The sequence below is a fragment of the Methylobacterium sp. DB0501 genome (genome assembly GCF_011043735.1).
Lineage (GTDB): Bacteria > Pseudomonadota > Alphaproteobacteria > Rhizobiales > Beijerinckiaceae > Methylobacterium > Methylobacterium alsaeris.
Genome location: NZ_JAAKGV010000043.1, coordinates 1 through 26,365, shown reverse-complemented (window position 1 = coordinate 26,365; position 26,365 = coordinate 1). Strand labels below are relative to the sequence as shown.

The following is a 26,365-nucleotide window of genomic DNA, read 5'->3' as shown; positions in this document are numbered from 1 at the left end:
TCGGCGATCTCGCGGAACCGGGCGAAGTCCCAGTGGCGCGGGTAGCCCGAGCCGCCCGCGATGATGACCTTCGGCTTGTGCTCGTGGGCGAGGCGCTCGACCTGCTCCATGTCGATGCGCTGGTCGTCGCGGCGCACCGTGTAGGAGACCGGCTTGAACCACTTGCCCGAGACGTTCGGCGGCGCGCCGTGGGTGAGGTGGCCGCCGGCGGCGAGGTCGAGGCCGAGGAAGGTGTCGCCCGGCTGCATGGTGGCCATGAACACGGCCTGGTTGGCCTGGGAGCCGGAATTCGGCTGCACGTTGGCGAAGCCGCAGCCGAACAGGCGCTTGGCGCGCTCGATGGCGAGGGTCTCGGCGATGTCGACGAACTCGCAGCCGCCGTAGTAGCGGCGCCCGGGATAGCCCTCGGCGTACTTGTTGGTGAGGACCGAGCCCTGCGCCTCGAGGACGGCGCGGGAGACGATGTTCTCCGAGGCGATCAGCTCGATCTCGTGCTGCTGGCGCCCGAGCTCCTGCGCGACCGCGCCGGCGAGCTCCGGATCAACGTCGGACAGCGACGCGGAGAAGAAGGGGTTCGGGGAGATGGAAGCGGCGGCTGCGGACACGGGGATCCTCACAGTGTGGGCGGCCTCGCGGGGCGCGGGCCGGGCATCGTTGCGGCGGAAGGCGCAGTCGTCGTCGAAGGCCGTAGACCGTGGCGCGGCTGCGGAGATAATGGGAAGCCTGTAGCCAGGAGCCTGGATAGCCGGGAACTCGGATAGCCGGAGGCGGAGGTTACGGCGTTCCCGGTGGGGCATTGCCGTGCCAGCGACATGCGGTTGCGTGCCAGCGACCTGCCGCTGTGGTATCGTCCTAATGTACGAGGCGGAATCTTGGTCTCCCTGCACACGGCATGTCCATCCGGTGCACAATATGCTGCTGAACATGGTGAAACTGGCGCCAATGTTGCGGTGCAGCGAGGGTTTTCGGTGGTAAATTTCGCCGGTGTCGTCCTGGTGGCAAAAAATGTCGCAGGCGGACAAGCCGCGGGGCCTGCTCAGGATAGCTTTTCATAATACAAGGTAAACAGATGCGTTTCTGACAGGTTTCGGGCGACGAAGCGCGCTGCTCCAAAAGGGATCATATGCCTATGAGCCGCATTGTTTTGGAGGGCATCAGCAAGATATTCGGCTCCAAGCAGGTCGAGGGAGTCGAGCTTATCAGGCAGGGCAAGCGCAAGGCCGAGATCGCAGCGGCCTGCGGTGCCGTCGTCGGCCTGTGCGACATCTCGTTCGACATTGTCGAGGGCGAGATCCTGACCCTGATGGGTCTGTCGGGCTCGGGGAAATCCACCCTCCTGCGCTGTATGAACCGGCTCGTCGAGCCGAGCTGCGGCCGCATCATGGTCGGCGACGTCGACGTGACGAGGCTCGGCCGCAAGGATCTGCTGGCATTCCGCCAGAAGACCTTCGGAATGGTGTTCCAGCACTTCGCGCTCCTGCCGAACCGGACGATCCTGTCCAATGTCGGCTTCGGCCTCGAGCTGAAGAACGTTCCGGCCGCGCGCTGGAACGAGGCCGCGATGCAGGCCATCGAGCTCGTCGGCCTCAAGGGCTGGGAGGCCAAGTATCCGCATGAATTGTCGGGCGGGATGCAGCAGCGGGCGGGGCTCGCCCGCGCGCTGGCGGCCGATGCCGAGGTGCTGCTGATGGACGAGGCGTTCAGCGCCCTCGATCCCCTGATCCGCCGCGACATGCAGTCGGAGCTGCGCGACCTGCAGCAGAAGCTCAAGAAGACGATCGTGTTCGTCTCGCACGACCTCGACGAGGCCGTGGCGCTCGGCGGCCGGATCGTCCTGATGAAGGACGGCGAGGTCGTCCAGATCGGCCAGCCCGAGGAGATCGTGGCCCGGCCGGCGACCGAGTACGTCGCGCGGTTCGTCGAGCACATCGACCGCGCCGCGGTGATGCGGGCGGGGCAGGTCGCGGACCGGTCCGCGCCGGTCCTCCAGCCCACGCTCACCGTCGCCGAGGCGCGGATCCGGATCGCCGGCGAGGGCGGCGACGCCTGGCTCGTCGCCGACGACGACCGCCGCTTCGTCGGCTGCCTGCTCGCCGCCCGGCTCGCCGCCGCCCGGCCGTCGGAGACCGTCGCGAGCCTGCTCGAAGCGAGCGGCGAGGCCGTCGCGGCCGAGTCGCGCCTCGACGCGTTGCTGGCCCGGGTCGCCGCGGAAGGCTGCGTCGCCGTCGTCGATCCGGACGGGCGGCTGATCGGGGGAGTCGGCAGCCGCGACGTGGTGCGCGCCCTGGCCGCCCATTCCGCCGAATCCCAAGCCGGGGATCACCCCGAGACCTCGATTCTTCAGCAGACGGCAGGAGCGGAGCGATGGACTGGAGCGTCCCGAAATTTCCCCTCGACACGCTCAGCGACCAAGGCCTCGACTGGCTCACCGACCATGGCTCTTGGCTGACGAGGGCGGTCAGCCGCACGGTCTCCGACTGGATCGACGTGCTGACCACCGCCCTGGTGGCGGTTCCGCCATGGGTGTTCATCGGGCTCGCGGCGCTCGCCACCTACCGGATCGGCGGGCGCAAGATCGGCCTGCTGACGCTGTTCGGCCTCCTGTTCCTGTGGAACCTGCGGCTGTGGCAGGCCACGGTCGAGACGCTGGTGCTCGTCAGCCTCTCGACCATCACGGCTCTGGTGATCGGCATCCCGGTCGGGATCTGGTTCGCCCTCAGCCGGCGCGCCTGGCGGACCTTCTCGCCGATCCTCGACATGATGCAGACGCTGCCGAGCTTCGTGTACCTGATCCCGGCCCTGCCGTTCTTCGGCCTCGGCGCCGTGTCGGCGTGCTTCGCCACCATCGTGTTCTCGGTGCCGCCGGTCATCCGGCTGACGGCGCTCGGCATCCGCAACGTGCCCACGGAACTGGTCGAGGCCTCCGACGCCTTCGGCGGCTCCACCACCCAGAAGCTGTTCAAGGTGCAGCTGCCCCTGGCGCTCCCGACCATCATGGCCGGCGTCAACCAGACCATGATGCTCGCCCTCTCGATGGTGGTCATCGCCGCGATGATCGGGGCCGGCGGCCTCGGCCGGGCGGTGTGGCAATCGATCCAGCGGCTCGAGGCCGGCGCCGGGTTCGAGGCCGGGATCGGCATCGTGATCCTGGCGGTCATCCTCGACCGCTCGACCCAGGCGCTCGCCGCCCGGGCCCGGCCGCACGGCGCGGCCTGACCCGAGAAGGCCGCCCCGGCGGGTGGCCCTGCTCCCTTCCCGGCGCCCGCGGCCTGCGGGCGCCGCCCGAAGATCCCACCCTTCCCTCGTCCCCCCAGCCTCTGGATCGGCTTCCCATGCGCGCGACGACCTTCGGTGTCCTCCTCTGCCTCGCCTTCGCCCAGACGCCCGCCGAGGCGGCCGGCAAGCAGGTGCGGCTCGCCTATGTCGAGTGGAGCGACGCGGTGGTGGCCACGACCATCCTCAAGCAGGTGCTCGAGGAGAAGGGCTACGAGGTGAAGGCGATCCCGCTCGCCGCGGCGGCGATGTGGCAGGCGGTGGCGACCGGCGACGCCGATGCGAGCGTCGCGGCCTGGCTGCCGATGACCCAGGCCGCCTACTACGAGAAGCTGAAGAACCGCCTCGAGCTGATCGGCCCGAACGTCACCGGCGCCAAGATTGGCTGGGTGGTGCCGGCCTCGTCGCCGCTGAATTCGATCGAGGATCTGAAGACCAAGTCGGCCGAGGTCGACGGCAAGGTGATCGGCATCGATCCCGGCGCCGGCGTGATGAAGGCCTCCGAGGCGGCGATCAAGACCTACGGCCTGCCGGTCAAGCTCGTCGACGGCAGCGACGCGACGATGACCAGCGCGCTCAAGGACGCCGTCCGCCAGAAGAAGGACATCGTCGTCACCGGCTGGACGCCGCACTGGATGTTCGCGCGCTACGAGCTGAAGTACCTTGCCGATCCCAAGAAGGTCTTCGGCGACGACGAGACCGTGAACACCCTGGCGCGCAAGGGCCTGAAGGAGGACATGCCGGAGGTCTACGGCATCCTCAAGAAGTTCAAGCTCAACATCAAGGACGAGGAAGCCATGATGGCGGAGAACGAGGAGAAGGGCGCCAAGCCCGCCGAGACCGCCGCCAAGTGGATCAAGGCCAACCGGGCGACGGTGGACGGCTGGCTGAAGTGACGCGGGTTTGACGGGGTTGGCGCGCCGATCCGCTCCGGCGCGCCGCAACGAAGCCGACACCCTCCCGGGTCGTTCCCGGGGCCGCTTGCGCGGCCCCGTACCAACAGAGCGACCATCGTCTCCGGTCGTCAACCGAAATCCCAATGCTTGCTTCGCAATGCGGATTTCGGCTTCGCTCAGAGCTCGTTCGAAGTGATCGACAGTATTCGAAACCTCCTCGCCATTCCGGAGCCGCGTCGCGGCTCCGGAATGGCGAGGAGGTTTCGATGTCTGCAGAGACCAGTCAGAAGGCTCTCACACCTTCCGCTCGCTGCTCGGCGGCCGGCCGAAATGGTCGACGTAGGATTTCGAGAAATGCGAGGCCGAGGTGAAGCCGCACTCGATCGCGATCGACAGGAGCGGCATCGCCGTCTGGCGGATCAGGTGGCGGGCGTGCTCCAGGCGGATGCGCAGGTAGTGCTTGGCCGGTGAGCGCCCGAGATATTTCAGGAACAGGCGTTCCAGCTGCCGCTTCGAGAGATGGACCGACTCGGCCAGGTCCTGGCTGCCGAGCGGCTCGGCGAAGGTCTTCTCCATCAGGCCGACGACGTGCAGGAGCTTCGGATGCGCGACGCCGAGGCGCATTCGCAGGTCCATCCGCTGGCGCTCGCCCGATTCGCGGATGCGGTGGTGGATGAGCTGGTCGGCGACGTCGGCGGCGATGTCGGCCCCGTGGTCGCGTACGATCAGCGACAGCATCATGTCGGCCGCCGCGGTGCCGCCGGCACAGGTGAAGCGGTTGCGGTCGATCTCGAACAGGTCGGAGCCGATCTCGAGCCCGTCATGCTCGGAGGCGAGGCTCGCCTGGTTCTCCCAGTGGATCGTGGCCCGGTAGCCGTCGAGGAGGCCGGCCTTCGCCAGCACGTAGGTGCCGGTACAGACCGCGCCGATTGCGCCGCCGCGGATGCAGGTCCGGCGCAGCAGCGCCTGAAGCGCGCGGTGGTCCCGGCGCTGGATGTCGATGCCGCCGCAGACGATCGCCATGTCGAGGCCGGGTTCGAGGGCCTGTGCTTCGCCGAAGCTGCCCGCCACCTGGACCTCGACGCCGTTGGAGGCGGTGCAGCGCGTGCCGCTCTCCGACCACAGCGAGTAGCGGTAGAGATCGCGCCGCGCCGCCCGGTTGGCGAGGCGCAGCGGCTCGATCGCCGAGGAAAAGGCGATCATCGAGAAGTTCTCGACGAGCATGAAGCCGACGGAGGTGACCTCGTCGGTCACGGCGGCGTTGCCCGGCGTCACGGAGCCCATCGTCCCGGCCGTCATCATCCGAATCACCGCCAGACCGTCATCGCGTCGTCACCCGAGAATGACTCCAGGGAAGGCTTCGAGGCAAGCAGGTTTCTGCTCCCTCTGCGGCAGCCCGTGGCCCCTCCGGGTTCCCGGCGGCGCTTGCAATCGGGACCTGAGTCGCAAATCCCAAACTCGCGGTCGCCGGTGCGCAAGCCCCCATCCGCCGGCGGCCCGATGATCGGACATCACAGCGAGGCCGACCGATGCGCCGATTTTCCCTCTCGTCGCTGCTCACGGAATCCCTCAAGGGGCACCGGGGTTGGGGCCGCCAGTGGCGGGACCCGCAGCCGAAACCCGCCTACGACGTCGTCATCGTCGGCGGCGGCGGTCACGGTCTCGCGACCGCCTATTATCTCGCCACCGTGCACGGCATCACCAATGTCGCGGTGCTCGAGAAGGGCTGGATCGGCGGCGGCAATACCGGCCGCAACACCACCATCATCCGCTCGAACTACCTCTACGACGAGAGCGCCGCGCTCTACGAGCACGCGCTCAAGCTCTGGGAAGGCCTGTCCCAGGAGCTGAACTACAACGTCATGTTCTCGCAGCGCGGCGTGCTGATGCTCGCCCACAACCTGCACGACGTTCAGAGCTTCAAGCGCCACGTCTATGCCAACCGTCTCAACGGCATCGACAACGAGTGGCTGACCAAGGAAGAGTGCAAGGAGTTCTGTCCGCCGATCGACATCTCGGGGTCCTTGCGCTACCCGGTCCTCGGCGGTGCGCTCCAGCGCCGGGCCGGCACCGCGCGCCACGACGCGGTGGCCTGGGGCTATGCCCGCGGCGCCGATGCCCGCGGCGTCGACATCATCCAGAACTGCGAAGTGAAGGGCATCCGCCGCGACGCCTCCGGCGCCGCGATCGGCGTCGAGACGACCCGGGGCTATATCGGGGCCAAGCGCATCGGCGTGGTGGCCGCCGGCCACACCTCGACCGTCATGGCGATGGCCGACGTGCAGATGCCGCTCGAGAGCTACCCGCTCCAGGCGCTCGTCTCCGAGCCGGTCAAGCCGGTCTTCCCCTGCGTGGTGATGTCGAACGCGGTCCACGCCTACATCTCGCAGTCGGACAAGGGCGAGCTGGTGATCGGTGCGGGCACCGACCAGTATACCTCCTACAGCCAGCAGGGTGGCCTCCACATCACCACCCACACCCTCGACGCGATCTGCGAGGTGTTTCCGCAATTCACCCGGATGCGGATGCTCCGCTCCTGGGGCGGCATCGTCGACGTGACGCCCGACCGCTCGCCGATCATCGGCAAGACCCCGGTCGAGAACCTGTTCGTCAATTGCGGCTGGGGCACCGGCGGCTTCAAGGCGACTCCCGGCTCGGGCCACGTCTTCGCCCACACCCTGGCGACCGGCACGCCGCACGCGATCAACGCGCCCTTCACCCTCGACCGGTTCCGCACTGGTCGCCTCATCGACGAAGCGGCCGCCGCCGCCGTCGCGCACTGATCCCTCAAGAACACCAGACGCGACGAGGCTCCCGATGCTGCTGATCGCCTGCCCCTATTGCGGCAACCGACCGGAGACCGAGTTCCGCTGCGGCGGACAGGCCCATATCGCCCGGCCCACCGATCCGGGCGCGCTCTCCGACGAGCAATGGGCCCAGCACCTGTTCGTGCGGTCCAATCCGCGCGGCGTCCATGCCGAGCGCTGGAACCACGTCCATGGCTGCGGCCGCTGGTTCAACGCGCGGCGCGACACCGTGAGCGACCGCTTCATCGAAACCTACAAGATGGGCGAGACGCCCAAATCCCAAGATTCCAACTCCACACTGTCCACTTCCACTCAGGCAGAGGCGAGGGCGTGATGGCACAGCCGTTCAGATTGTCCCGCGGCGGTCGCATCGACCGCACGCGCCCGGTCCGCTTCACTTTCAACGGCCGCACCGTCGAGGGCTTCCATGGCGACAGCGTCGCCTCGGCGCTGCTCGCCAACGGCATCCACCTCGTCGGGCGCTCGTTCAAGTATCACCGCCCGCGCGGCATCCTGAGCCACGGCCCCGACGAGCCGAGCGCGCTGCTCTCGGTCGATCGCGGGCCCGGCCGGATCGACCCGAACAACCGCGCCTCGGTGGTCGAGGCGAGAGACGGTCTCAAGACCCTGTCGCAGAACCACTGGCCGTCGCTCGAGCACGATATCGGGGCGGTCAACGACCTGCTCTCGCCGGTCTTCGTCGCGGGCTTCTACTACAAGACCTTCATGTGGCCCCGGAAGTTCTGGGACAAGGTCTACGAGCCGTTCATCCGCGCCGCCGCCGGCCTCGGCAAGGCCCCGGCCGTGGCCGATCCGGACCGCTACGCCAACCGCCACGCCCATTGCGACGTGCTGGTGGTCGGCGCCGGCCCGGCCGGCCTGTCCGCGGCGCTCGCCGCCGCCCGCACCGGCAAGCGGGTGATCCTCGCCGACGAGGGCCCGGAGCCCGGCGGCGCGCTGCTCCACGACGTCACCGCCGAGATCGACGGCCGCCCGGCCGCCGAGTGGCTGAGCGCGACGCTCGCCGAGCTCGATTCCCGCGAGAACGTCATCCTGCTGCCGCGCACCACCGCGTTCGGCTACTACAACCACAACCACGTCGCCCTGGCCGAGCGGGTCACCGACCATCTGCCGAGCCCCGGCACGGCGCCGCGCGAGCGGCTGTGGCAGGTCCGGGCCGGCGAGGTGGTGCTGGCCGGCGGCTCGCACGAGCGCCCGCTGGTCTTCGCCGACAACGACCGTCCCGGCATCCTGCTCGCCGAGAGCGTGCGGGTGTTCGTCAACCGCTACGGCGTCGCACCGGGCCGGCGGATCGTGTTCGCGACGAGCGGCGCCTCGGCCTATGCGGCGGCCCTCGACGCCAAGGCGGCGGGGCTCGCCGTCACCCTGGTCGACCTGCGCACCGAGTCCGAGTGCGGGCCCGAGCTGGCGCGCCTCAAGGCTGCCGGGGTCGAGGTCCTGACCGGCCACACGGTGATCGGGGCGAAGGGCACCAAGCGGGTCACCGGCCTGATCGTCGCGCCGGTCGACCGGGCCGGGCGCTGCGGCGCCCACCGCGTGCTCGAGTGCGATTGCGTCGGCATGTCCGGCGGCTGGACGCCTGCGGTGCACCTGTTCTCCCAGTCCCGCGGCAAGCTCGCCTATGACGAGCGCCTCGACGCCTTCCTGCCCGGCACCTCGGCGCAAGCCGAGCGCTCGGCGGGGGCGTCGAAGGGCACCTACGACCTCGCCGCCTGCCTCCAGGAAGGCTTCGCGGCGGGTGCGGCGGCCGCCGGCTCGGACGAGCGGAAGAGCTTCACCGCGAGCCCGACGCTGACCGGCTTCAAGCCGGTGCGTGCCATGCCGACCGATGCCGACCCGACCAAGGTCCGGGCCTTCGTCGACTTCCAGAACGACGTCACCGCCAAGGACATCAAGCTCGCGGTGCGCGAGGGCTTCCACTCGATCGAGCACGTCAAGCGGTACACCACGACCGGCATGGCGACCGACCAGGGCAAGACCTCGAACATGAACGCGCTCGGCATCGTCGCCGGACAGCTCGACAAGACGCTGCCGGGCGTCGGCACCACGACCTTCCGGCCGCCCTATACCCCGGTGACCTTCGGCACCCTGGTCGGCCCGGCGCGCCACGCCCTGTTCGACCCGATCCGCACCACCCCGATCCACGAATGGGCCGAGGAACACGGCGCGCTGTTCGAGAACGTCGCCCTGTGGCGCCGCGCCTGGTACTTCCCCAAGTCGGGCGAGGACCTGCACGCGGCGGTCGCCCGCGAATGCGAGGCGGTGCGCAAGGGTGTCGGCATCTTCGACGCCTCGACGCTCGGCAAGATCGAGGTGGTCGGCCCCGACGCGGCCGAGTTCATGAACCGCATCTACGTCAACCCGTGGCTCAAGCTCGAAGTCGGGCGCTGCCGCTACGGGCTCATGCTGAAGGAGGACGGCTACATCCTCGACGACGGCGTCGTCGCCCGGATCGCGCCGGACTGCTTCCACGTCACCACCACGACCGGCGGCGCGCCGCGGGTGCTCGCCCACATGGAGGATTACCTCCAGACCGAGTGGCCGGACCTGAAGGTCTTCCTGACCTCGACCACCGAGCAATGGGCGGTGATCGCGCTCCAGGGACCGAAGGCCCGCGCGGTCATCGCCCCCCTCGTCGACGGGATCGACCTGTCGCCGGAGGCCTTCCCCCACATGGCGATGCGGCAAGGTACGATCTGCGGCGTGCCGACCCGCCTGTTCCGGGTCTCGTTCACCGGCGAGCTGGGCTTCGAGATCAACGTGCCGTCCGACCACGCCCGCGCGGTGTGGGAGGCGATCTGGGAGGCCGGGCAACAGCACGGCATCACTCCCTACGGCACCGAGACGATGCACGTCCTGCGGGCCGAGAAGGGCTACATCATCATCGGCCAGGAGACCGACGGCACGGTCACCCCGGACGATGTCGGGCTTGCCGGCATGATCGCCAAGGCCAAGAAGGACTTCGTCGGCAAGCGCTCGCTCGCCCGGCCCGACGTGGTGGCGACCGGCCGCAAGCAGCTCGTCGGCCTCGTCACCGACGATCCGAAGCTCGTCCTCGACGAGGGCGCGCAGATCGTCGACGATCCGGCCCAGCCGATCCCGATGCGGATGCTCGGCCACGTCACATCGAGCTACTGGAGCCCGAATTGCGGCCGCTCCATCGCCATGGCCCTGGTGGCGGACGGACGCGCTCTCCAGGGCGGTCCCCTCCACGTCACCACACCGGAGGGTTTTGCCCGCGTCACCGTCGTCGATCCGGTCTTCTTCGATCCCAAAGGCGAGCGCATCCATGCTTGAGGCCCTCTACCGCACCGCCCGCGCGCTCCCCCTCGGCCGCGCGCCGGCCTCCGACCCGGCCCGCTCCGGCATCGTGATCCAGCCCGCCGGCGCCGAGGCGCGCTTCGCGCTCCGCGTCCGCGACGCAGGCGCCTCGGCCGCCGGCTTGCCGCTCGACGGGCCGATCAACTCGGTGCGCGGCAACGACCGGCGCTGGATCGCCCGCCTCGGACCCGACGAGTGGCTGATCGGCAGCGACGAGTCGGAGGCCGACCACCTGCCTTCGGCAATCGCGGCCGATCTCGGCGAGCGGGCGCATTCGATCGTCGACGTCTCGCACCGCAATGTCGGCATCGACGTGAGCGGCCCGCTGGCGGCGGTCGCCCTCAATGCCGGCTGCCCGCTCGATCTCGGCGACGCCGCCTTCCCGCCGGGCTCGGCGACCCGCACCCTGCTCGGCAAGGCGGAGATCGTCCTGATCCGGCACCCCGGCGGCGCCCCGCGCTACCGCGTCGAGTGCTGGCGCTCCTTCGCCACTTACGTGCACGCCCTCCTCGCCGAGGCCGCGATCGGTGCCGGGTCCACCGAGCAGGCCGTGCGGCGATGATCAGCGTCTTCGATCTGTTCAAGATCGGAATCGGCCCGTCGAGCTCGCACACGATCGGCCCGATGGTCGCCGCGCGCCGCTTCCGCGAGCGCGTGGCGTCCCGGGCCGGCGCGACGCCGGGCGAGGTGGTGCGGGTGACGGCCGAAATCTTCGGTTCCCTCGCCTGGACCGGGCGGGGCCACGGCACCGACGTGGCGATCGCCCTCGGTCTGCTCGGGCACGACCCGGCGACCGTCGATCCGGACCGGGTCGAGGGCTATACCCGGACCCTGGCCGAGACGGGCGAGACCGGGCTCCCGGGCGTCGCCTTCGCGCCGGACCGCGACCTCGTCTTCAACTTCAAGGAATTGCTGCCGCGGCACACCAACGGCATGCGCTTCCGGGCCCATGACCGCGACGGCGCGATCCTCGACGAGGTGGTCTGCTACTCGGTGGGCGGCGGCTTCGTCGAGAACGAGGGCGAGGCGACGAATGCCGGCATCGAGGCCGCCGCCGTGCCGTACCCCTTCGCGAGCGGTGCCGAGCTTCTGGCGATCTGCGCCGCGACCGGCCTCACGGTCGCGCAGGTGCAGCGGGCGAACGAGCGCACCTTGCGCTCCGACGCCGCGGTCGATGCCGGGCTCGACGCGATCCGCGACGCGATGCTCGCCTGCATCGCGCGGGGCCTGCGGATGGAGGGCGTCCTGCCGGGCGGCCTCAAGGTCCGCCGCCGCGCCCGGCGCCTGCACGAGACCCTCGAGGCGTCCCGGCTCTCGAACAGCCGGCCGGCCCACGAGATCATGGACTGGATCGGCCTGTACGCGCTGGCGGTCAACGAGGAGAACGCCTCGGGCGGCCGGGTCGTCACCGCGCCGACCAACGGGGCGGCCGGCATCGTACCGGCGGTCCTGCGCTACGGGATCGATTTCTGCCCCGGCTGGAGCGAGGAGCGCGGCCGCGACTACCTGCTCGCGGCGGCCGCGATCGGCGGCCTGATCAAGAGCCGGGCCTCGATCTCCGGTGCCGAGGTCGGGTGCCAGGGCGAGGTCGGGTCGGCCGCCGCCATGGCGGCGGCGGGCCTCGCCACGGTGCTCGGCGGCTGCCCGCGCCAGGTGGCGAATGCCGCCGAGATCGCCATGGAGCACCATCTCGGCATGACCTGCGATCCGGTCGGCGGGCTGGTCCAGGTTCCGTGCATCGAGCGCAACGCCTTCGGTGCCAACAAGGCGGTCGCCGCCGCCTCCCTGGCCCTCCACGGCGACGGCGTGCACTTCGTCAGCCTCGACCAGGTCATCGAGACGATGCGCCAGACCGGGCACGACATGCAGGAGAAGTACAAGGAGACGTCGCTGGGCGGGCTCGCGGTGAACGTGGCGGCGTGCTGAACGCAAGCCCGCCCGGCCTGTGCGCCCAACCGACCGGACAGGCATGCCTCGATCAGCGCCCCATCTCATGATCGGGCGCTGATCGCCAACGGCGTTCGGCTCACGGCTTCGGCGTTCGCGGGACCGATGTGGTGCAGACCGCTCCGAGGAGGGCGGTCGTCGCGGATATCGTCGTCCCTCGCCCTGCATGACCCGCAGGGCGATATTGCCCGGCGACCGGGAGCGCCGAACCGGCGAGAACCCCGACGCGGATCGGACCTGATCTGGTGGCGCATGGTTGCCGATGTAAGGCACGATGGCCGCCGCGCCCGGAACCGCGGCGCCCAGGGGCGTTGCAGAAGCTCCCGATCAGTCACAGATGTTCGAGGTGCTTCTCGGCTTCGAGTTCCCGGAACGCGTCAGGATGAAGTCCGGCGACGTCGCCGAGAAAAAGCGGCGCATGTCCGGTGAGCGTCATCCCGCCGAGCCTGGTGCTTGCGGCAGGGCGAACACCGTCACCTCGTGGCCCTCGTCCCGCAGGGCGGCCACCAGGTCGCCCGGAACCAGGTTGAGCGTCCGGGTGCTCACCAGCGGGTGGACGTTGATCCGCGTCTCGTCGAGCAGGCTGTCCTGAAGGAAGACCTTCACGCTCCCCGGTGCCGCGTTGAGCGCGGCGAGCGGCGAGACGGCGCCGCTCTCGACGCCGAGCTGCTCACGCAACGCGTCGGCACTCGCGAAGGACAGGCCGCCCTTCGCGCCGAGCACCGGCCGGAACGCCTTGAGGTCGATGGCCGCATCGTGGTGGAGCGTGACCAGGAAATAGGTCTTCTTGTTGTCGCGCAGGAACAGGTTCTTGGTATGGGCGCCGGCGATGTCGCCGCAGACCGCCATCATCGCCTCGACCGTCAGGACCTGCGGGTGCTCGAACAGCTTGTAGGCGATGCCGCGCTCGCGCAGGCGGGCCAGGAGGTCGTCGGAGCTAAGGGGCATTGGGCTTCTCACGAATTCGGGCGGGTGGAATCCGGCGCGACGACGCCGACCCGGCGCAGATAGGCCAGGATCTCTCGCGCCGCCTCCTCCGGAGCGGGATCGACCAGGAGGCGGCCGCTCGCGGCGGCACCGGATTCGCCCGTCGCGGCCTTCAGGCGCTCCGCCGCCGACCCTCCCGCGGGAGCGCCCTTCACGATCTTCGGACGGCGGCGGTAGGGCCGCTCCTCGACCGGGATGGCCGGACCTGCGACGGGTTCGGCGGTCGGCTCGAGCGATACGATCGTCCCGCGCCGTGCCCGGCCGAACGCGTAGGCGAGGGAGGCCGGCGCGTCGGGATGCACCGTCGCCACGACCGGTCCGCGCACGACCACGCGCCGCAGCGCCCCACGGCCGAGGCTCTGGTCGAGGCGCAAGGTCCCGGCCTCGTCGCCGGGCGCGACCGAGACCACATCGGCGATCAGCGGCCGGTCGAGCGCGGCGGCCAGCGCATAAGGGACGATTCCGCTCTCGCCGCCGCCCTGGCCCCGCCGTCCGGCGAGGATCACGTCGGGTGCCGTCGCGGCGAGGTGCTCGGCGAGGGCCGGCACCGGATCGACGCCCTCGGGCAGCACGAGATGCTCGATGCGCGCGAGCCCCTGGCCGAGTGCATCGGCGACCGTGGCGGCGTCGGGCCCGGCATGCAGTCCGAAGGGCGCGCTGCCTCCGTCGAGCACGCCGAAAGCCTCCCCGAGGCGCACGGCGATCCGGATCGCCTGCGCTTCGAGCCGCGGCAGCACGGCCGCACCCGAGACCGGGTGGCGGCCGGCGGAGAGGAGGACGGCGATCTTCACGAGGCGGCTCCTGTTCTGTCTCCCGACGCCGGGTCGCCGGCAGCGTGGCGGGCGGCTTCCTGCTCCAGCAGCCCCAGCAGCGCCGCCATCACGGCCTGGGCGTCCTGCACGATGGCGAGCCCGGCGCGTTCGATCATCGCCGCGTGCAGGTCGGTGTTGACGGCGACCACGTGCTCGCAGCCGGCGATGCCCTGGAGGTGCTGCGGCGCGCCGGAGATGCCGAGGGCGACGTAGCAGGTCGCGGCGAGGACGGTGCCCGAGGCGCCGACCTGGGAGTGGCGCGGCATCAGCCCGGCATCGCACAGGACGCGGCTGGCGCCCGGGGTAGCGTGCAGGGCCGCGACGACCTGCCGGAACAGGTCGAGGTCGTGGATGCCGTTGCCGGCCGCGGCGACGAACTCGGCGAGCGCGAGCGGCACCGTCGCCGGGTCGGCGGGGATGCGCTCGGCCGACAGGAGGTTCGAGGCCGGCGCCGGCACCGTCTCGACCGTCACGGCCCGCGCCTCCCGCGGCGCTCCGCCATAATCGGGGACCGCATCCGCCGCCACGGTGGCGAGCAGGCCGGGCGCCGCCCGCTGCTCGACCCGGCGCCCGCGGGCCGGGCGGACCAGCCCGGTGGCGGCGACCACCTCGGCATTGTCGAACAGGGCGGCGCCCATCCGCACCGCGACCCGGCGGGCGAGGTCGCCGCCGTCGAGGGATTCCGGGAACAGGACGTGGCGCGGGTTCAAGGCCTCGAGGGCCGCCGCGACGACGGCGGCCCGGGCGGCCGGGTCGGCGCCGGGTTCGGCGAGGGCGACGTGCCGGTCGGCGCCGGCCGGCCCGCATCCCTCGCACGGCCCGGCCGAGACGACGACCACGCCGCCCTCGCGCCCGGCCAGCATCCGGGCGGCGCCCAGCACCTGACGGTCATGGCCCGAGAGGCGCCCGCCGGCGGCGTCGGGCACCACGGCGACCAGGAAGGCCGGATCCTCGACGACCACGATCTTGGGGGCGGCCGGCTGCCGGGACTCGCCGACGACCGGCATCTCGCCGCGCACGGCCGGGCCCGCAACGACCTGACTGAGATCGAAGCGCGGGCGGTTCGCCCCGGGGACGCGCTGGCCGGCGCGCTCGGCGCGGGGGTCGCGGCGCGAACGCCCGTCCGCGGCCAGGGCTGCTCCCTTGGCTGCCCCCTTGGCCGTCCGGTCGTAGCGGGGCCGGGCCCCGGCGGCGACGTGGATCGTGGCGACCTGGATCGCCGCTCGCTCGGCGCGGGGATCGCGACGGAGCCTGGTCATCGTCCCGCCTCCACGGCCTGGAGCAGCAATTCGGCGATGTCGCGAACCTCCGCCTTGCGGTCGGTCACGCCCTCCAGCATCGCGGTGCAGGATGGGCAGGCCACCGCGACCACGCCGGCGCCGGTCTCCGCGGCCTGGGCCATGCGCAGGTCGGGGATGCGCCGCTCACCCGGGATGTCGCTCACCGGCGCACCGCCGCCGCCGCCGCAGCACATCGCCCGCTTGCCCGAGCGGGCCATCTCGACGCGGGCAAGGCCGATCGCGTCGAGCACGGCCCGGGGCGCCTCGGTCTCGCCGTTGTAGCGGGCGAGGTAGCAGGGATCGTGGTAGGTGACCGAGAGGTCGGGCAGGCGTCCGGGCGTCAGCCTGCCCGCCCGGATCAGTTCCAGCAGGAACGCGGTGTGGTGGACCACCGTGTAGGGCCCGCCGAAGGCCGGGTACTCGTTGCGCAGGGCGTGCAGGGCGTGCGGATCGGCGGTGACGATGCGCGCGAAGCGGTACTTCGCCAGCGTCGCGACGTTCTCCCGGGCGAGCGCCTGGAAGGTCGCCTCGTCGCCGAGCCGGCGGGCGAGATCGCCGGTGTCGCGCTCCTCCGGTCCCAGCACCGCGAAATCGACGTTCGCCTGGCGCAGGAGCCGGACCAGGGCCCGGAGGGTGCGGCCGTAGCGCAGGTCGTAGGCGCCTTCGCCGAGCCAGAGCAGGACGTCGGCCTGGCCCCGGTCGGCCATCAGCGGCAGGTCGAGCCCGGCGGCGAAGTCGGTGCGGGCGGGAAGCGGCCGGCCGCCGGCATCGCCGGACTGGCGCAGCTCGGTCACCGGGCCGATCGCCTTCTCGGGCAGCGCGCCGCGCTCCAGGGTCTGGTAGCGGCGCAAGGACACCACCGCGTCGACGTGCTCGATCATCATCGGGCATTCCTCGACGCAGGCCCGGCAGGTGGTGCAGGACCACAAAGTGTCGGGATGGATGCGGGCGTCGGGTCCGATCAGCCGGGCGAGCGGGCCGCGCTCGCCTTCCGCCTCGCGGCCGCCCGGATAGGGATTGCCGGCGTAAGGCGGCTCGGCGGGGTTGAGGCCGGCGACGAGGTCCTGGATCAGCCGCTTCGGGTTCAGCGGTTGGCCGGCGGCGAAGGCCGGGCAGGCGATCTCGCAGCGCCCGCACGAGACGCAGGCATCGTAGGAGAGGAGCCGGTTCCAGGTGAAGTCGGCCGGCATCTCGGCGCCGAGCCGCGGGGCCTCGAGGTCGAGGGGCTGGAGCGCGGTGTCGGGCCGGCCCTCGAACCGGCCGGGCCGGGGATGGGCGGCAAGATGCAGCGCGCCGGCGACGGCGTGGCGCATCGGGCCCTGCCGCACCTCGAAGGCGAGGCCCAAGCCCCCGGCCGCCGCCAGGGCCAGGGTGAAGGGGAGGGCGATTCCACCGGTGCCGACCGCCAGCAGCAAGGCGGTGAGCGTGCCGCCGACCGCGTAGGCGAGGAGCAGGAACGGCAGGATCTGGAAGCGCCCGGCCGAGAGGCGCTTCTGCTTCGCGGGGTAGCGGCGGGCGCCGACGAGGACCGAGCCGACTGCCGTGACCGCGAAGGCGAGCGCCACCAGGAGCCAATAGGCCCGCGATTGCGCCAGCGGCGGCAGGATCGCGAGCGCCGTCAGGAGCGAGGCGGCCAGCAGCCCGCCTGCCACTACCGCGTGCATTCGCGAGGCGTAAGGATCGCGCGCCACGACGTGGTGGACGTCGACGAGGTAGCGGCGCGGCAATCGGGCGAGGCCGTGGAGCCAGGCCACCGGCGCGGCCGAGCCGACCCGCCACAGCGCCGCGCGCCGGGCGGTCTGGACCAGGGCCAGGGCCGCCATGGCCCAGACGAGGCCGGGAAACACCGTGGTCAGGGGCATGAAGCTGTGCATGACGGTGGGCCTAAGGGCTTGGCGATACTGAGATAATCATCACCGCAGGCTACCTCTGCCTCCCCCCTCTGCGGGGCGGGAGAGGGGACGCCGCTTCCGGAGAGGTCGCGAGCGGTCTGAAGGGCGCCCGCTGGATCAGCGTCGCGCTGCGCCTCTCCCGGCCCCCTTCGGGGCCCACCCTCCCCCGCAGAGGGGGGAGGGTTACGCTCGGGCCCGCCAGCGTCCTAATTCGCAGGGCTCAGAGGTCCTTGCACAACCTCAAGGCGTCATAGATCGCCGCGTGGATGTTGCGGCCGGCCACCGCATCGCCGATGCGGTAGAGGGCGTAGCCCTTGGAGAGGTCGAAGGGCTGCGGCTCGCCGCGCAGCATCGCGTCCTGATCGGTCTGGCCGTGATTGACCGAGGCCCCCTTGAGGGCGCGATACAGCTCGTCCACCGGCAAGGTACCGTGATCGACCACGATGCGGTCGACGACCCGCTCCTCCTCGGCATCCGTCATGGTGTTGCGAAGCGCCGCGACGAAGCGGTTGCCTTCCGGGTAGATCTCGATCAGCTCCATGTTCGGCGTCATCACCACGCCGAGCTTGTAGAGTTCGCGCAGGTGGATCGGCTGGTTGGTGGTGCCGACCTCCTCCGCCACCATGCGGTCATGGGTGGCGATCTCGACGAGGCAGCCGCGCTTGGCCAGCAGCTCGGCGACCGACGAGGCGTTGTGCTGGCCCATCTCGTCGTAGAGCAGGACCGAGCCCGTGGGTTCCACGGCGCCGGAGAGCACCTCGGCGGTGGTGACGGCGTGCTGCTCGGCGCCCTTGGCGTGGCCGCGGAACGGCGTGCCGCCGGTCGCCACGATGACGACGTCGGGCTTCTCGGCCAGCACCGCCGCCTCGGTGGCCTCGGTGTTGAGCCGCAGGTCCACCCCGAGCTTCGTCACCTGGGCGACGAGCCAGCGCGGGATGCCCGACATCGCCTCGCGCCAGCCGGCCTTGGCCGCGAGCCCGATCTGGCCGCCGGCCTGGCCGCTCTTCTCGAACAGCACCACCGCATGGCCGCGCTCGGCGCAGACCCGGGCCGCCTCGAGCCCGCCGGGGCCGGCGCCGATCACCACGACCCGCCGGCGCAGATCCGCCTTGCGGATCTCGTGCGGCATCGTCGCCTCGCGGCCGGTGGCGGCGTTCTGGATGCAGAGCGCGTCGCCGCCGACATAGATCCGGTCGATGCAGTAGCCCGCGCCGACGCATTGGCGGATGTCGTCGGCCCGGCCCTCGGAGAGCTTCTTGACGAGGTGCGGGTCGGCGATGTGGGCGCGGGTCATCGCCACCATGTCGACGTGGCCCTCCGCGACGGCTCTCGCGGCCGTCGCCAGGTCGGTGACGCGCTGGGCGTGGAAGACCGGGATATCGACCTCGCGCTTGATCGCGCTCGGCAGGAACAGGAAGGGGGCCACCGGGAACGACATGTTCGGCAGCGAGATCGCATGGGCGATATGGTCGCGCGCCTGGCCGCCCAGCACGTTGAGGAAGTCGACGAGGCCGCGCTTGGCGTATTCGGTGGCGATCGTCAGGCAGTCCTCTTGGGACAGGCCGTCGGCGATCATCTCGTCGCCGGACATGCGGATGCCGATGACGTAATCGTCGCCGGCCGCCGCCCGCATCGCCTCCAGCACCTCGATGCCGAAGCGCATCCGGTTCTCGAGGCTGCCGCCGTACTTGTCGGTGCGCTGATTGACGCTCGGCGACCAGAACTGGTCGATCAGGTGGCCGTGAGCGGCCGAGACCTCGCAGCCGTCGAGCCCGCCCTCGCGGCAGCGGCGCGCCGCATCGGCGAAGCTCTTCACGACGCGGGCGATGTCCTCCTCCTCCATCTCCTTCGGGATGGTGCGGGAGGCGGGCTCGCGCCGGGGCGACGGCGAGATGGTGGGCAGCCAGTGCTCGGTGTCCCACTTGGTGCGCCGGCCCATATGGGTGAGCTGAATCATCAGCTTGCCCCCATGGGCGTGGACCCGGTCCGAGAATTGCCGGAAATACGGGATCACCGAATCGTCGGCGACCGAGATCTGGTTCCAGGGCGCGGCCGGGCTGTCGGGGGCGACCGACGAGGAGCCGCCGAACATGGTCAGCCCGATGCCCCCCTTCGCCTTCTCGGCATGGTAGAGCTGGTAGCGCTCCTGGGGCTTGCCGTCGCGGCCATACCCGGGGGCATGGCTCGTCGACATCACCCGGTTGCGGATGGTGAGGCCCTTGATGGTGAGCGGCTTCAGCAGCGCGTCGGCATTGGCGATCACGGGACGACTCCCGAAGGCAGGGGCCAGGATTTCGAGAAGGAGAGAGTCCGAAAGACGAAGAAGTGATGGATCGTCAGCGCTCGACGACGAGGTCGCTCGTCGGCTTCGAGCAGCAGAGCAGGGCCATGCCGGCATCGATCTCGCGCTGGCGGATGCCGCCGGCATGGGTCATCGAGACGGTGCCCTTGGTGACCTTCGACTTGCAGGTGCCGCACAGGCCCTTGGCGCAGGAGGAGGGCAGGCGGATGCCGGCCTTGCGGGCGGCGTCGAGGACCGTCTCGTTCTCCGGGCAGTCGAGCACCCGGCGGGTCTTGGCGAACTCGACCCGGTAGGTCCGCATCGTCGCGGCGGGGGTGGATTCGGCTTCCGTATCGAGGGCCCGGCCGGCTTCCGCCGCCGCCTGCTGCTCGGCCTCCGGCAGGGCGCCGAAGTCGAAGCTCTCCTCGTGGTGCCGGGCCATGTCGAAGCCGGCGTCACGCAGCATCGCCCGCACGGCATCCATGTAGGGCTTCGGCCCGCAGACGAAGACCTCGCGCTCGCGGAAATCCGGTACCGCCCGGGTGAGGATGTCGAGGGAGAGGCGGCCCTTCGGCCCCGCCCACGCCTCGCCCGGCGCATCGGATTCGCAGACCGCATGGAACCGGAAGGCGGGATCGAGACGGGCCATCGTCTCCAGCTCGCCGCGGAACACGATGTCGGCCGGGCTGCGGGCCGAGTGGACGAAGGCGACGTCGCGGGCCTGCCCGAGATCGTGGAAGGTGCGCGCCATCGACATCATCGGCGTCACGCCGCTGCCGCCCGACAGGAGCAGGTATTTCGGCGCCGGATGGGTGAAGCACGAGAAGTCGCCCATCGGGCCGAGGGCCCGCACCGTGTCGCCGACCTTGAGGGTGTCGTGCAGCCAGTTCGAGACCGGGCCGCCGGGCACGCGCTTGACGGTGAACGACAGCGCGTGCGGCCGCGTCGGCGCCGACGAGATCGTGTAGCAGCGGTTGATCGTCTCAGCCCCGATCTCGAAGGCGAAGGTCAGGAACTGGCCCGGCGCATAGGCGAAGCGCCGGGGCTCGGGCGTGCCGAGCACGAAGGTCTTCACGTCGTGCGTCTCATCGCGCACGGCGAGACAGACCAAGGCGTCGTCGGCCTCCGCATCCCAGGACGCGGTGGCCGCGAGACGGGTGGCGGCCGGTTCGGTCGAAGCGGGGGCCGACGTCATGGCGCTAGCGCCCCAGATGCGCGGCCATGCGGCCGACATACCAGTTGCAGAACTTCTCGACGAGCATCTCGGTGTTCGGCGAGTACGGACCGGGCTCGTAGGCCGGGCTCGCGACGCCCTGCTGGCAGATGCCGACGAGCTCGCTGTCCTGGTCGTTGGTGGCTTCCCAGACGCCGATCAGGTTGGCGAGGTCGTAATCGACGCCCTCGACCGCGTCCTTGTGGACGAGCCACTTGGTGCGCAGCAGCGAGCGCTCGGCATCGAGCGGCAGCACCGAGAAGGTGACGATGTGGTCGCCGAGGAAGTGGTGCCAGGAATTCGGCTGCGTCCAGACCGAGAGGCCGCCGAGCTTGGCGTTGGTGAAGTCGCCGAGCAGCTTCTTGCAGGCGGCCTTGGTGTCGATGGTGTGCGATTCACCCTCGCCGTCGAGCGGCAGGCGCTCGGTGCGGAAGGCCGTCACCATCGTGTCGAGCTCGTCGATCTCCCGCGACGGCAGGCCGTCCGCCTCCCACTCGCCGTGGCGGGTCTTGAGCAGGCAGCCGTAGCGCTCGGCCTGGGCGCGGTCGTGCTCGTCCATCTCCTCCGGCGCGAAGCCGAAGCCGTAGGCGAAGAGCGGCACCGTCAGCTCGGGATGGTTGGCCCCGCAGTGATAGCACTCGCGGTTGTTTTCCATCGTGAGCTTCCAGTTGCCCGGCTCGATGATGTCCTTCTGGAACGCGACCTTCGTGTCGCGCACGTTGTGCGGCGCGATGTAGGGCCCGAGCCGGGCCGCCATCTCGTCGAAATCCGCCGGGGCCTCGTCGGCGAGGCAGATGAAGAGCAGGCCTTCGAGCGAGCGGATATGCACCGGCTTCAGGCCATGGCAGCCCTTCTTGAAGTCCGGGCCCATATGCTCGGCGTGGATCAGCTCGCCGGTGAGGTCGTAGGTCCAGGAATGGTAGCGGCAGACGAGATTGCCGACCGTCGACTTCTCGTCGTGGACCAGGCGCGCGCCGCGGTGGCGGCAGACGTTGTGGAAGGCGCGGATCTCGTTGTCGTCGTCGCGCACGATCGCCACGGAGGTCTTGCCGATATCGACGACCATCACGTCGCCGGCCTCCGGCACGTCGGGCTCGACGCCGACATAGATCCAGTGGCGGCCGAAGATGACCTCCATGTCGGCGTCGAAGATCTCGGAGCTGAGATAGAACGGCGCCGGCAGCGTGTAGCCGGGCCGACGCTCACGCAGGAGGCGTTGAAGCGGAGTGGGCGTCACGTCGAGCATGGGGCCTCGCAAAGCCGTATCGAGCGAGTGAGACTATCCCCGCCCGGCCGCTCCTCCGCTGCCGCGCCAGCGACATTCGCTTGAGCTGGGGCGACGCGGGTCGGCGAGGCGCGACGATCGGATGGCTGACGCGGGAGAGGCGCCGTCTCGTCCGGTCGGCGCGCGGCTTCGGCAGGGTCTTGCGGCGTTGCACCATGAACAGAAACGCCCCTCGGACGTTCTCGTCCGTCGGCATTGCTTTCGCTTCGCAAGTCGCGACGGCGTCGACCCCGGAATCCTTGGGGCTCCCGACGGCCGAGAACCCGGGATCCATGACCGCTGACGTTTCAGGAGAGGTCGAAGTGCGCGCCACCTCGTCCGGACATGTCGGCAATCGTGAAGCCCGGGTTCCGCTGTCGCGGCTCCGGGACGACCAGGAGGGTCCGAAGGCCTGCCGCATGTGCTCGCCCCGCTGCGCCGCTACCGCGCATGGCGAGCCGCAGGAACAGGATCGAGGCGAGTTCGCCGCTCCGGATGATCGAGGCCCGATCGCCCGCGAGACGATGCCGGCAAACGGATCGCCGCCGGCACCTCGACGGCGAGGCGCGAGGCGCACCCCGCCGAGGCGAGCCAAGCCGAGGCGAGCCAAGCCGAGGGAGGGCCTTGCATGGCCCGGGCCTTGCCATGATGGCTTTGATTCGGCGGCATTCTCTGCGACGAGGGATGTCTTCGCCGGATGATGCTCGGGACGACGCCGCGATGCGAGCCACCCAGACCCTGAAATCGATCCTGACGCGCCGCGAGGCCGTGAGCGTGCCGGGCGCCGCCAACGCCCTGTTCGCCCGCGTCGTCGAGGATCTCGGCTTCGAGGCGGTCTACGTAACCGGAGCCGGCGTCGCGAACATGCATCTCGGCGCCCCGGATATCGGGCTCACCACCGTCACCGAGGTGGCGGAGACCGTCGCGGCGGTGGCGGACGCGGTAAGCCTGCCGATCATCGTCGACGCCGATACCGGCTTCGGCAACGCCGTCAACATGGTGCGCACGATGCGCCTGCTGGAGCGGGCGGGCGCCGCCGGCATCCAGATCGAGGACCAGGTCTTCCCCAAGAAGTGCGGCCACTTCACCGGCAAGGACGTGATCCCGGCCGGCGAGATGGTGCAGAAGGTCAAGGCCGCGGCCGACGCGCGGCGCGACGGCGACCTCCAGATCATCGCCCGCACCGACGCCCGGGCGGTGGAGGATCTCGACCGGGCGATCGAGCGGGCGCGGGCCTATATCGAGGCGGGGGCCGACGCCACCTTCGTCGAGGCGCCGGTCTCGGTCGAGGAACTCGCGCGCATCGCCCGCGACCTACCGGTGCCGCAGGTCGCCAACATCGTGTTCGGCGGGCGCACACCCGATCCGGGCCGCGAGCGGCTGGCCGGGATGGGCTTCTCGATCGTCCTCTACGCCAATGCCGCGCTCCAGGCGGCGCTCAAGGCCTCGTTCGACGTGCTCGGCGCGCTCAAGCGCGACGGCTCGCTCGCAGGCGTCGCCGACCGGCTCGCCTCGTTCGAGGAGCGTCAGCGGGCGGTCGACAAGGAGGCCTGGGACGCCCGCGAAGCCCGCTACCGGGTCGGCTGACCGGGCCGGATCCGTTGGTCCGGCGCTCCGCCCTGTTCCTCGGAGCCCGGCCGCATAGATTGTCGACGTGAGGCAGCGGGAACGGAGCATATTCGTGGCACGCAGGCGCGTCCAACCCACGACCGAGATCCTGAGCGAGATCGTCGCGCGCCTCGGGCAGCCGCCCCGGTCGGTCGATCTGGAGGCCTTGCGGGTCCAGCTCGGCCTGCCGGAGTTCAACGGCGACGTCGACGACGCCCGGGTCGCGCGGGCGTTGCGTGCGATGAAGGCCGGCCGCGCTTTCGCGGAGACCGGGATCGAGGCCCTGCGGCGGACCGTGCCGGCTTTGCGGGCCGCGGTGTCGGACGGGCATGCCGTCACCTGGACCGTGCGCGTGGCGATCCCGCTCCTCGACGACGGCCGCCTGGAATTGCGGGTCGACGCGCCGCCGGACACGACCGTCGCCGGCCTCCTGCGCGGCATGGCGCACCGCAACGACCCGCGCTGGCACCTCGACGAATTGCGCGAGGCCGTCGCGCAGGTCGCGTCCCGTACCGCCGAGGCCCTACGCCGGCCCGTGGACCGGCTTCGCGAGCAAGTCCGCCTCGACCTGCGCGAGGTCGGGGCCGACGCCTCGGCCTATATCGCGCAGCTCGACCGCTCGCTGCGGTCGCGGCCCTTCGCCCTCCGGGACGATCTCGGTGCCTCGCTGTTCCAGACCCTGACCCCGGTGCGCAAGCGGGCGCGGGTGGTGGCGCGCCAGGATTCGCGGCTGCGGCGGCTGCAGGACCGGGTCGGCTTCGGCGCCTACATCGAAAAGTTCACCGCGGCGCGCCGGCTCAACCGGCGCATCGTGTTCCACATGGGACCGACCAACTCGGGCAAGACCTACGCCGCCCTCACGGCGCTAACGCAGGCTGCGACCGGTACCTACCTCGCCCCCTTGCGACTCCTGGCGCTGGAGAATTACGAGGCCTTGCAGGAGCGCGGCCTGCAGGCCGGCATGGTCACCGGCGAGGAGGTCCTGGGACAGGCGAGCCCGACCCACACCGCCCGCACCATCGAGACGGCGGACCTGACGCGTCCGGTCGACGTGGCGGTGATCGACGAGATCCAGATGCTTGCCGATCCGGATCGCGGCTGGGCCTGGACCAACGCGCTGTTCGGTGTGCCGGCGAAGACCGTCATCGTCTGCGGCTCGGACGACGCGCTGGCCTACGTTCGGCGAGCCGCGGAGGCGGCGGGCGAATCGCTGGAGGTCGTCACCTTCGAGCGCAAGACGCCGCTCGTCCTGTCGGAGACGCCGGTGCCCCTGGAGAAGGTCGAGCCGGGCGATGCCGTCGTCGCCTTCTCGCGCCGGGCCGTGCATGAGAACCGCGAGATCCTGGTGGCGGCGGGCCACCGCGTCGCTACCATCTACGGCGCGCTCTCGCCGGAGGTGCGCCGGGCGGAGGCCGCGCGCTTCCGCGGTGGCGAGGCCGACGTGCTGGTGACCACCGACGCGATCGGCATGGGCCTGAATCTCGGGCCGCTGAAGCGCATCGTGTTCTCGGCGGTTCGCAAGTACGACGGTACGGGTGAGCGCGGGCTGACCAATTCGGAGATCCGGCAGATCGCCGGCCGGGCCGGCCGCTTCGGCCATCACGAAGTCGGCTACGTCGCGGCCAGCGACGAGGCCGGCATCGCCCCGTTGCGCACCGCGCTCGGCGGCGCGCCGACGGCGCCGGCCGCCGACACCCGCTTCTTCGTCCGGCCCGACCTGATGGCGATCACCTCGGTTGCCGAGGAGATGGGCACCGACAGCCTGCGCGAGGTGCTGAGCCATTTTGCCCGCGCCACCTTCTATGCAGGCTCGCCGTTCCAGCCGTCCGCCCTCGAGGAGATCCTGGAGGTGGCGCGCCTCGTCGACCGCGCCCGCCTGCCGATCCACGAAAAGTTCGTGTTCTCGGTCTGCCCGGTGGACCGGCGCGACGATGTGGCGATGGCGGTGCTGGAGCGCTGGACCCAGGCCCGCGCCGCGGGCGCCGGCGTGCCGGCCCTGCGGGCGAACCTCCACGGCGAGCTCGACTACCAGGAGCGGACGGTCAAGCTGGCGAGCGCTTACCTGTGGCTGTCACGCCGCTTTCCCGACACCTTCGACGACGTCGAGGCGATCCGGACCATGCGGGGCCGCGCCAACGACGCCATCGAGCAGCACCTGAAGGAGACCGCGACCCGCCGGGTCGAGCGCCGGACACGGCGGGCAGCCAACCGACGGTGAGGCAAGCGTACCTCCGAACGCAGCAAAGCCCGCCAGGGGTTGAGCCTGACGGGCTTGGCGTTCGAGAACCGTGTTGAGGGAACGTGACGTGCTTGGCAGGTCTGGCGGTGACCGACTCTCCCGTGTCTTGAGACACAGTACCATAGGCGCTGGGGCGGTTAACGGCCGAGTTCGAGATGGGATCGGGTTCTGATCACCCCGCTCAGACCACCAGACCGGCCAAGCACGTTCGTTGCGGCAAGCATGCGTTCTGTGGCAGCCGCTCGGCTGCGTCAGGCGTCTTCATCGTGTCGTGGTGTCGGGGTTGATCCGGACACGGATCATGAGAGCGATCAAGCCGATCGAGCGATTAGTACTGGTCAGCTCAGCGCGTTACCGCGCTTGCACATCCAGCCTATCCACGTGGTCGTCTTCCACGGCTCTCAAGGGAGTTCTCGTTTCAAGGGGGGTTTCCCGCTTAGATGCCTTCAGCGGTTATCCCGACCGAACATAGCTACCCTGCACTGCGGCTGGCGCCACAACAGGTCCACCAGAGGTTCGTCCAT

At 70.5% G+C, this 26,365-nt stretch carries 18 protein-coding genes, 2 rRNA genes and 1 pseudogene; 10 read left to right on the top strand and 11 right to left on the bottom strand.

Features of this window, described 5'->3' with window-relative positions; all coding sequences use genetic code 11:
* A pseudogene (glyA, locus tag G4G93_RS33800) lies at window positions 1–605 on the bottom strand (serine hydroxymethyltransferase); the annotation flags it as partial.
* Between the two features lie 524 nt (window positions 606–1,129).
* Here glyA and G4G93_RS33795 point away from each other — a divergent pair.
* From G4G93_RS33795 to G4G93_RS33785, 3 genes are all read left to right on the top strand, one after another.
* Window positions 1,130–2,449 (top strand): glycine betaine/L-proline ABC transporter ATP-binding protein, encoded by a 1,320-nt coding sequence (locus tag G4G93_RS33795; RefSeq protein WP_165091692.1) that lies wholly within the window; start codon window positions 1,130–1,132, stop codon window positions 2,447–2,449.
* Complete coding sequence (locus tag G4G93_RS33790) at window positions 2,365–3,216, top strand: proline/glycine betaine ABC transporter permease (RefSeq protein WP_165091690.1); 852 nt, start codon at window positions 2,365–2,367, stop codon at window positions 3,214–3,216. Before G4G93_RS33795 ends, G4G93_RS33790 begins: the two co-directional genes overlap by 85 nt.
* Before the next feature lie 116 nt (window positions 3,217–3,332).
* A complete protein-coding gene (locus tag G4G93_RS33785) occupies window positions 3,333–4,169 on the top strand; it encodes a glycine betaine ABC transporter substrate-binding protein (protein ID WP_165091689.1) in 837 nt (278 codons plus the stop codon).
* Between the two features lie 294 nt (window positions 4,170–4,463).
* Here the strand turns inward: G4G93_RS33785 and G4G93_RS33780 are convergent, their stop codons facing one another.
* Complete coding sequence (locus G4G93_RS33780; protein WP_395414481.1) at window positions 4,464–5,468, bottom strand: GlxA family transcriptional regulator; 1,005 nt, start codon at window positions 5,466–5,468, stop codon at window positions 4,464–4,466.
* 230 nt (window positions 5,469–5,698) lie between these two features.
* On the opposite strand from G4G93_RS33780, the gene G4G93_RS33775 reads away from it, so the two are divergent.
* From G4G93_RS33775 to G4G93_RS33755, 5 genes are read left to right on the top strand one after another with little or no spacing between them, the layout of a single operon-like run.
* On the top strand, window positions 5,699–6,952 hold the full coding sequence (locus G4G93_RS33775; protein WP_165091688.1) for a sarcosine oxidase subunit beta family protein: 1,254 nt from the start codon (window positions 5,699–5,701) through the stop codon (window positions 6,950–6,952).
* 34 nt (window positions 6,953–6,986) lie between these two features.
* Window positions 6,987–7,310: a sarcosine oxidase subunit delta gene (locus G4G93_RS33770; protein WP_165091686.1), complete on the top strand. Its 324-nt coding sequence runs from the start codon at window positions 6,987–6,989 to the stop codon at window positions 7,308–7,310.
* Complete coding sequence (locus G4G93_RS33765) at window positions 7,310–10,294, top strand: sarcosine oxidase subunit alpha family protein (RefSeq protein WP_165091684.1); 2,985 nt, start codon at window positions 7,310–7,312, stop codon at window positions 10,292–10,294. The genes G4G93_RS33770 and G4G93_RS33765 overlap by 1 nt, the downstream gene beginning before the upstream one ends.
* Window positions 10,287–10,880 carry a sarcosine oxidase subunit gamma gene (locus G4G93_RS33760; RefSeq protein WP_165091683.1) on the top strand — a complete coding sequence of 198 codons (594 nt, stop codon included), beginning with the start codon at window positions 10,287–10,289 and terminating at the stop codon, window positions 10,878–10,880. Before G4G93_RS33765 ends, G4G93_RS33760 begins: the two co-directional genes overlap by 8 nt.
* Complete coding sequence (locus G4G93_RS33755) at window positions 10,877–12,244, top strand: L-serine ammonia-lyase (RefSeq protein WP_165091681.1); 1,368 nt, start codon at window positions 10,877–10,879, stop codon at window positions 12,242–12,244. Before G4G93_RS33760 ends, G4G93_RS33755 begins: the two co-directional genes overlap by 4 nt.
* 453 nt (window positions 12,245–12,697) lie before the next feature.
* On the opposite strand, the gene G4G93_RS33750 is transcribed toward G4G93_RS33755, so the two are convergent.
* The 7 genes from G4G93_RS33750 to G4G93_RS33720 all read right to left on the bottom strand — a co-directional run bounded on the left by G4G93_RS33750 (window position 12,698) and on the right by G4G93_RS33720 (window position 21,976).
* A complete protein-coding gene (locus tag G4G93_RS33750) occupies window positions 12,698–13,213 on the bottom strand; it encodes a prolyl-tRNA synthetase associated domain-containing protein (RefSeq protein ID WP_165091680.1) in 516 nt (171 codons plus the stop codon).
* An 8-nt stretch (window positions 13,214–13,221) separates the two neighbouring features.
* Window positions 13,222–14,043: an electron transfer flavoprotein subunit beta gene (locus G4G93_RS33745; RefSeq protein WP_165091678.1), complete on the bottom strand. Its 822-nt coding sequence runs from the start codon at window positions 14,041–14,043 to the stop codon at window positions 13,222–13,224.
* Window positions 14,040–15,323, bottom strand: coding sequence for an electron transfer flavoprotein subunit alpha/FixB family protein (locus G4G93_RS33740; RefSeq protein WP_165091676.1), 1,284 nt, complete (start codon window positions 15,321–15,323; stop codon window positions 14,040–14,042). The genes G4G93_RS33745 and G4G93_RS33740 overlap by 4 nt, the downstream gene beginning before the upstream one ends.
* A complete protein-coding gene (locus tag G4G93_RS33735; protein ID WP_165091674.1) occupies window positions 15,320–17,218 on the bottom strand; it encodes a (Fe-S)-binding protein in 1,899 nt (632 codons plus the stop codon). Before G4G93_RS33735 ends, G4G93_RS33740 begins: the two co-directional genes overlap by 4 nt.
* Before the next feature lie 238 nt (window positions 17,219–17,456).
* Window positions 17,457–19,499, bottom strand: coding sequence for an NADH:flavin oxidoreductase (locus G4G93_RS33730; RefSeq protein ID WP_165091672.1), 2,043 nt, complete (start codon window positions 19,497–19,499; stop codon window positions 17,457–17,459).
* Window positions 19,500–19,572: 73 nt separating this feature from the next.
* Window positions 19,573–20,712: a hybrid-cluster NAD(P)-dependent oxidoreductase gene (locus G4G93_RS33725; protein ID WP_165091670.1), complete on the bottom strand. Its 1,140-nt coding sequence runs from the start codon at window positions 20,710–20,712 to the stop codon at window positions 19,573–19,575.
* A gap of 4 nt (window positions 20,713–20,716) precedes the next feature.
* Window positions 20,717–21,976 (bottom strand): aromatic ring-hydroxylating oxygenase subunit alpha, encoded by a 1,260-nt coding sequence (locus G4G93_RS33720; protein WP_165091669.1) that lies wholly within the window; start codon window positions 21,974–21,976, stop codon window positions 20,717–20,719.
* Between the two features lie 738 nt (window positions 21,977–22,714).
* On the opposite strand from G4G93_RS33720, the gene G4G93_RS33715 reads away from it, so the two are divergent.
* Together G4G93_RS33715 and G4G93_RS33710 are read left to right on the top strand one after the other, a co-directional pair.
* The gene (locus G4G93_RS33715) at window positions 22,715–23,581 is read left to right on the top strand and encodes an oxaloacetate decarboxylase (RefSeq protein ID WP_165091667.1); all 867 of its coding nucleotides are present in this window, start codon (window positions 22,715–22,717) and stop codon (window positions 23,579–23,581) included.
* A 94-nt stretch (window positions 23,582–23,675) separates the two neighbouring features.
* Window positions 23,676–25,820, top strand: coding sequence for a helicase-related protein (locus G4G93_RS33710; RefSeq protein WP_165091666.1), 2,145 nt, complete (start codon window positions 23,676–23,678; stop codon window positions 25,818–25,820).
* Between the two features lie 99 nt (window positions 25,821–25,919).
* On the opposite strand, the gene rrf is transcribed toward G4G93_RS33710, so the two are convergent.
* Window positions 25,920–26,035: ribosomal RNA gene (gene rrf / locus G4G93_RS33705) — 5S ribosomal RNA — on the bottom strand.
* Between the two features lie 113 nt (window positions 26,036–26,148).
* Window positions 26,149–26,365 (bottom strand): 23S ribosomal RNA (locus G4G93_RS33700); the annotation flags it as partial.

Bases quoted from the DNA above. Each gene is read 5' to 3' on its own strand.
- G4G93_RS33740 (WP_165091676.1), bottom strand. From the start codon at position 15,323: ATGACCAGGCTCCGTCGCGATCCCCGCGCCGAGCGAGCGGCGATCCAG.
- G4G93_RS33780 (WP_395414481.1), bottom strand. From the start codon at position 5,468: ATGACGGCCGGGACGATGGGCTCCGTGACGCCGGGCAACGCCGCCGTG.
- G4G93_RS33765 (WP_165091684.1), top strand. From the start codon at position 7,310: ATGGCACAGCCGTTCAGATTGTCCCGCGGCGGTCGCATCGACCGCACG.
- G4G93_RS33775 (WP_165091688.1), top strand. From the start codon at position 5,699: ATGCGCCGATTTTCCCTCTCGTCGCTGCTCACGGAATCCCTCAAGGGG.
- G4G93_RS33795 (WP_165091692.1), top strand. From the start codon at position 1,130: ATGAGCCGCATTGTTTTGGAGGGCATCAGCAAGATATTCGGCTCCAAG.
- G4G93_RS33755 (WP_165091681.1), top strand. From the start codon at position 10,877: ATGATCAGCGTCTTCGATCTGTTCAAGATCGGAATCGGCCCGTCGAGC.
- G4G93_RS33770 (WP_165091686.1), top strand. From the start codon at position 6,987: ATGCTGCTGATCGCCTGCCCCTATTGCGGCAACCGACCGGAGACCGAG.
- G4G93_RS33720 (WP_165091669.1), bottom strand. From the start codon at position 21,976: ATGCTCGACGTGACGCCCACTCCGCTTCAACGCCTCCTGCGTGAGCGT.
- G4G93_RS33715 (WP_165091667.1), top strand. From the start codon at position 22,715: ATGCGAGCCACCCAGACCCTGAAATCGATCCTGACGCGCCGCGAGGCC.
- G4G93_RS33750 (WP_165091680.1), bottom strand. From the start codon at position 13,213: ATGCCCCTTAGCTCCGACGACCTCCTGGCCCGCCTGCGCGAGCGCGGC.
- G4G93_RS33785 (WP_165091689.1), top strand. From the start codon at position 3,333: ATGCGCGCGACGACCTTCGGTGTCCTCCTCTGCCTCGCCTTCGCCCAG.
- G4G93_RS33790 (WP_165091690.1), top strand. From the start codon at position 2,365: ATGGACTGGAGCGTCCCGAAATTTCCCCTCGACACGCTCAGCGACCAA.
- G4G93_RS33725 (WP_165091670.1), bottom strand. From the start codon at position 20,712: ATGACGTCGGCCCCCGCTTCGACCGAACCGGCCGCCACCCGTCTCGCG.
- G4G93_RS33760 (WP_165091683.1), top strand. From the start codon at position 10,287: ATGCTTGAGGCCCTCTACCGCACCGCCCGCGCGCTCCCCCTCGGCCGC.
- G4G93_RS33735 (WP_165091674.1), bottom strand. From the start codon at position 17,218: ATGCACAGCTTCATGCCCCTGACCACGGTGTTTCCCGGCCTCGTCTGG.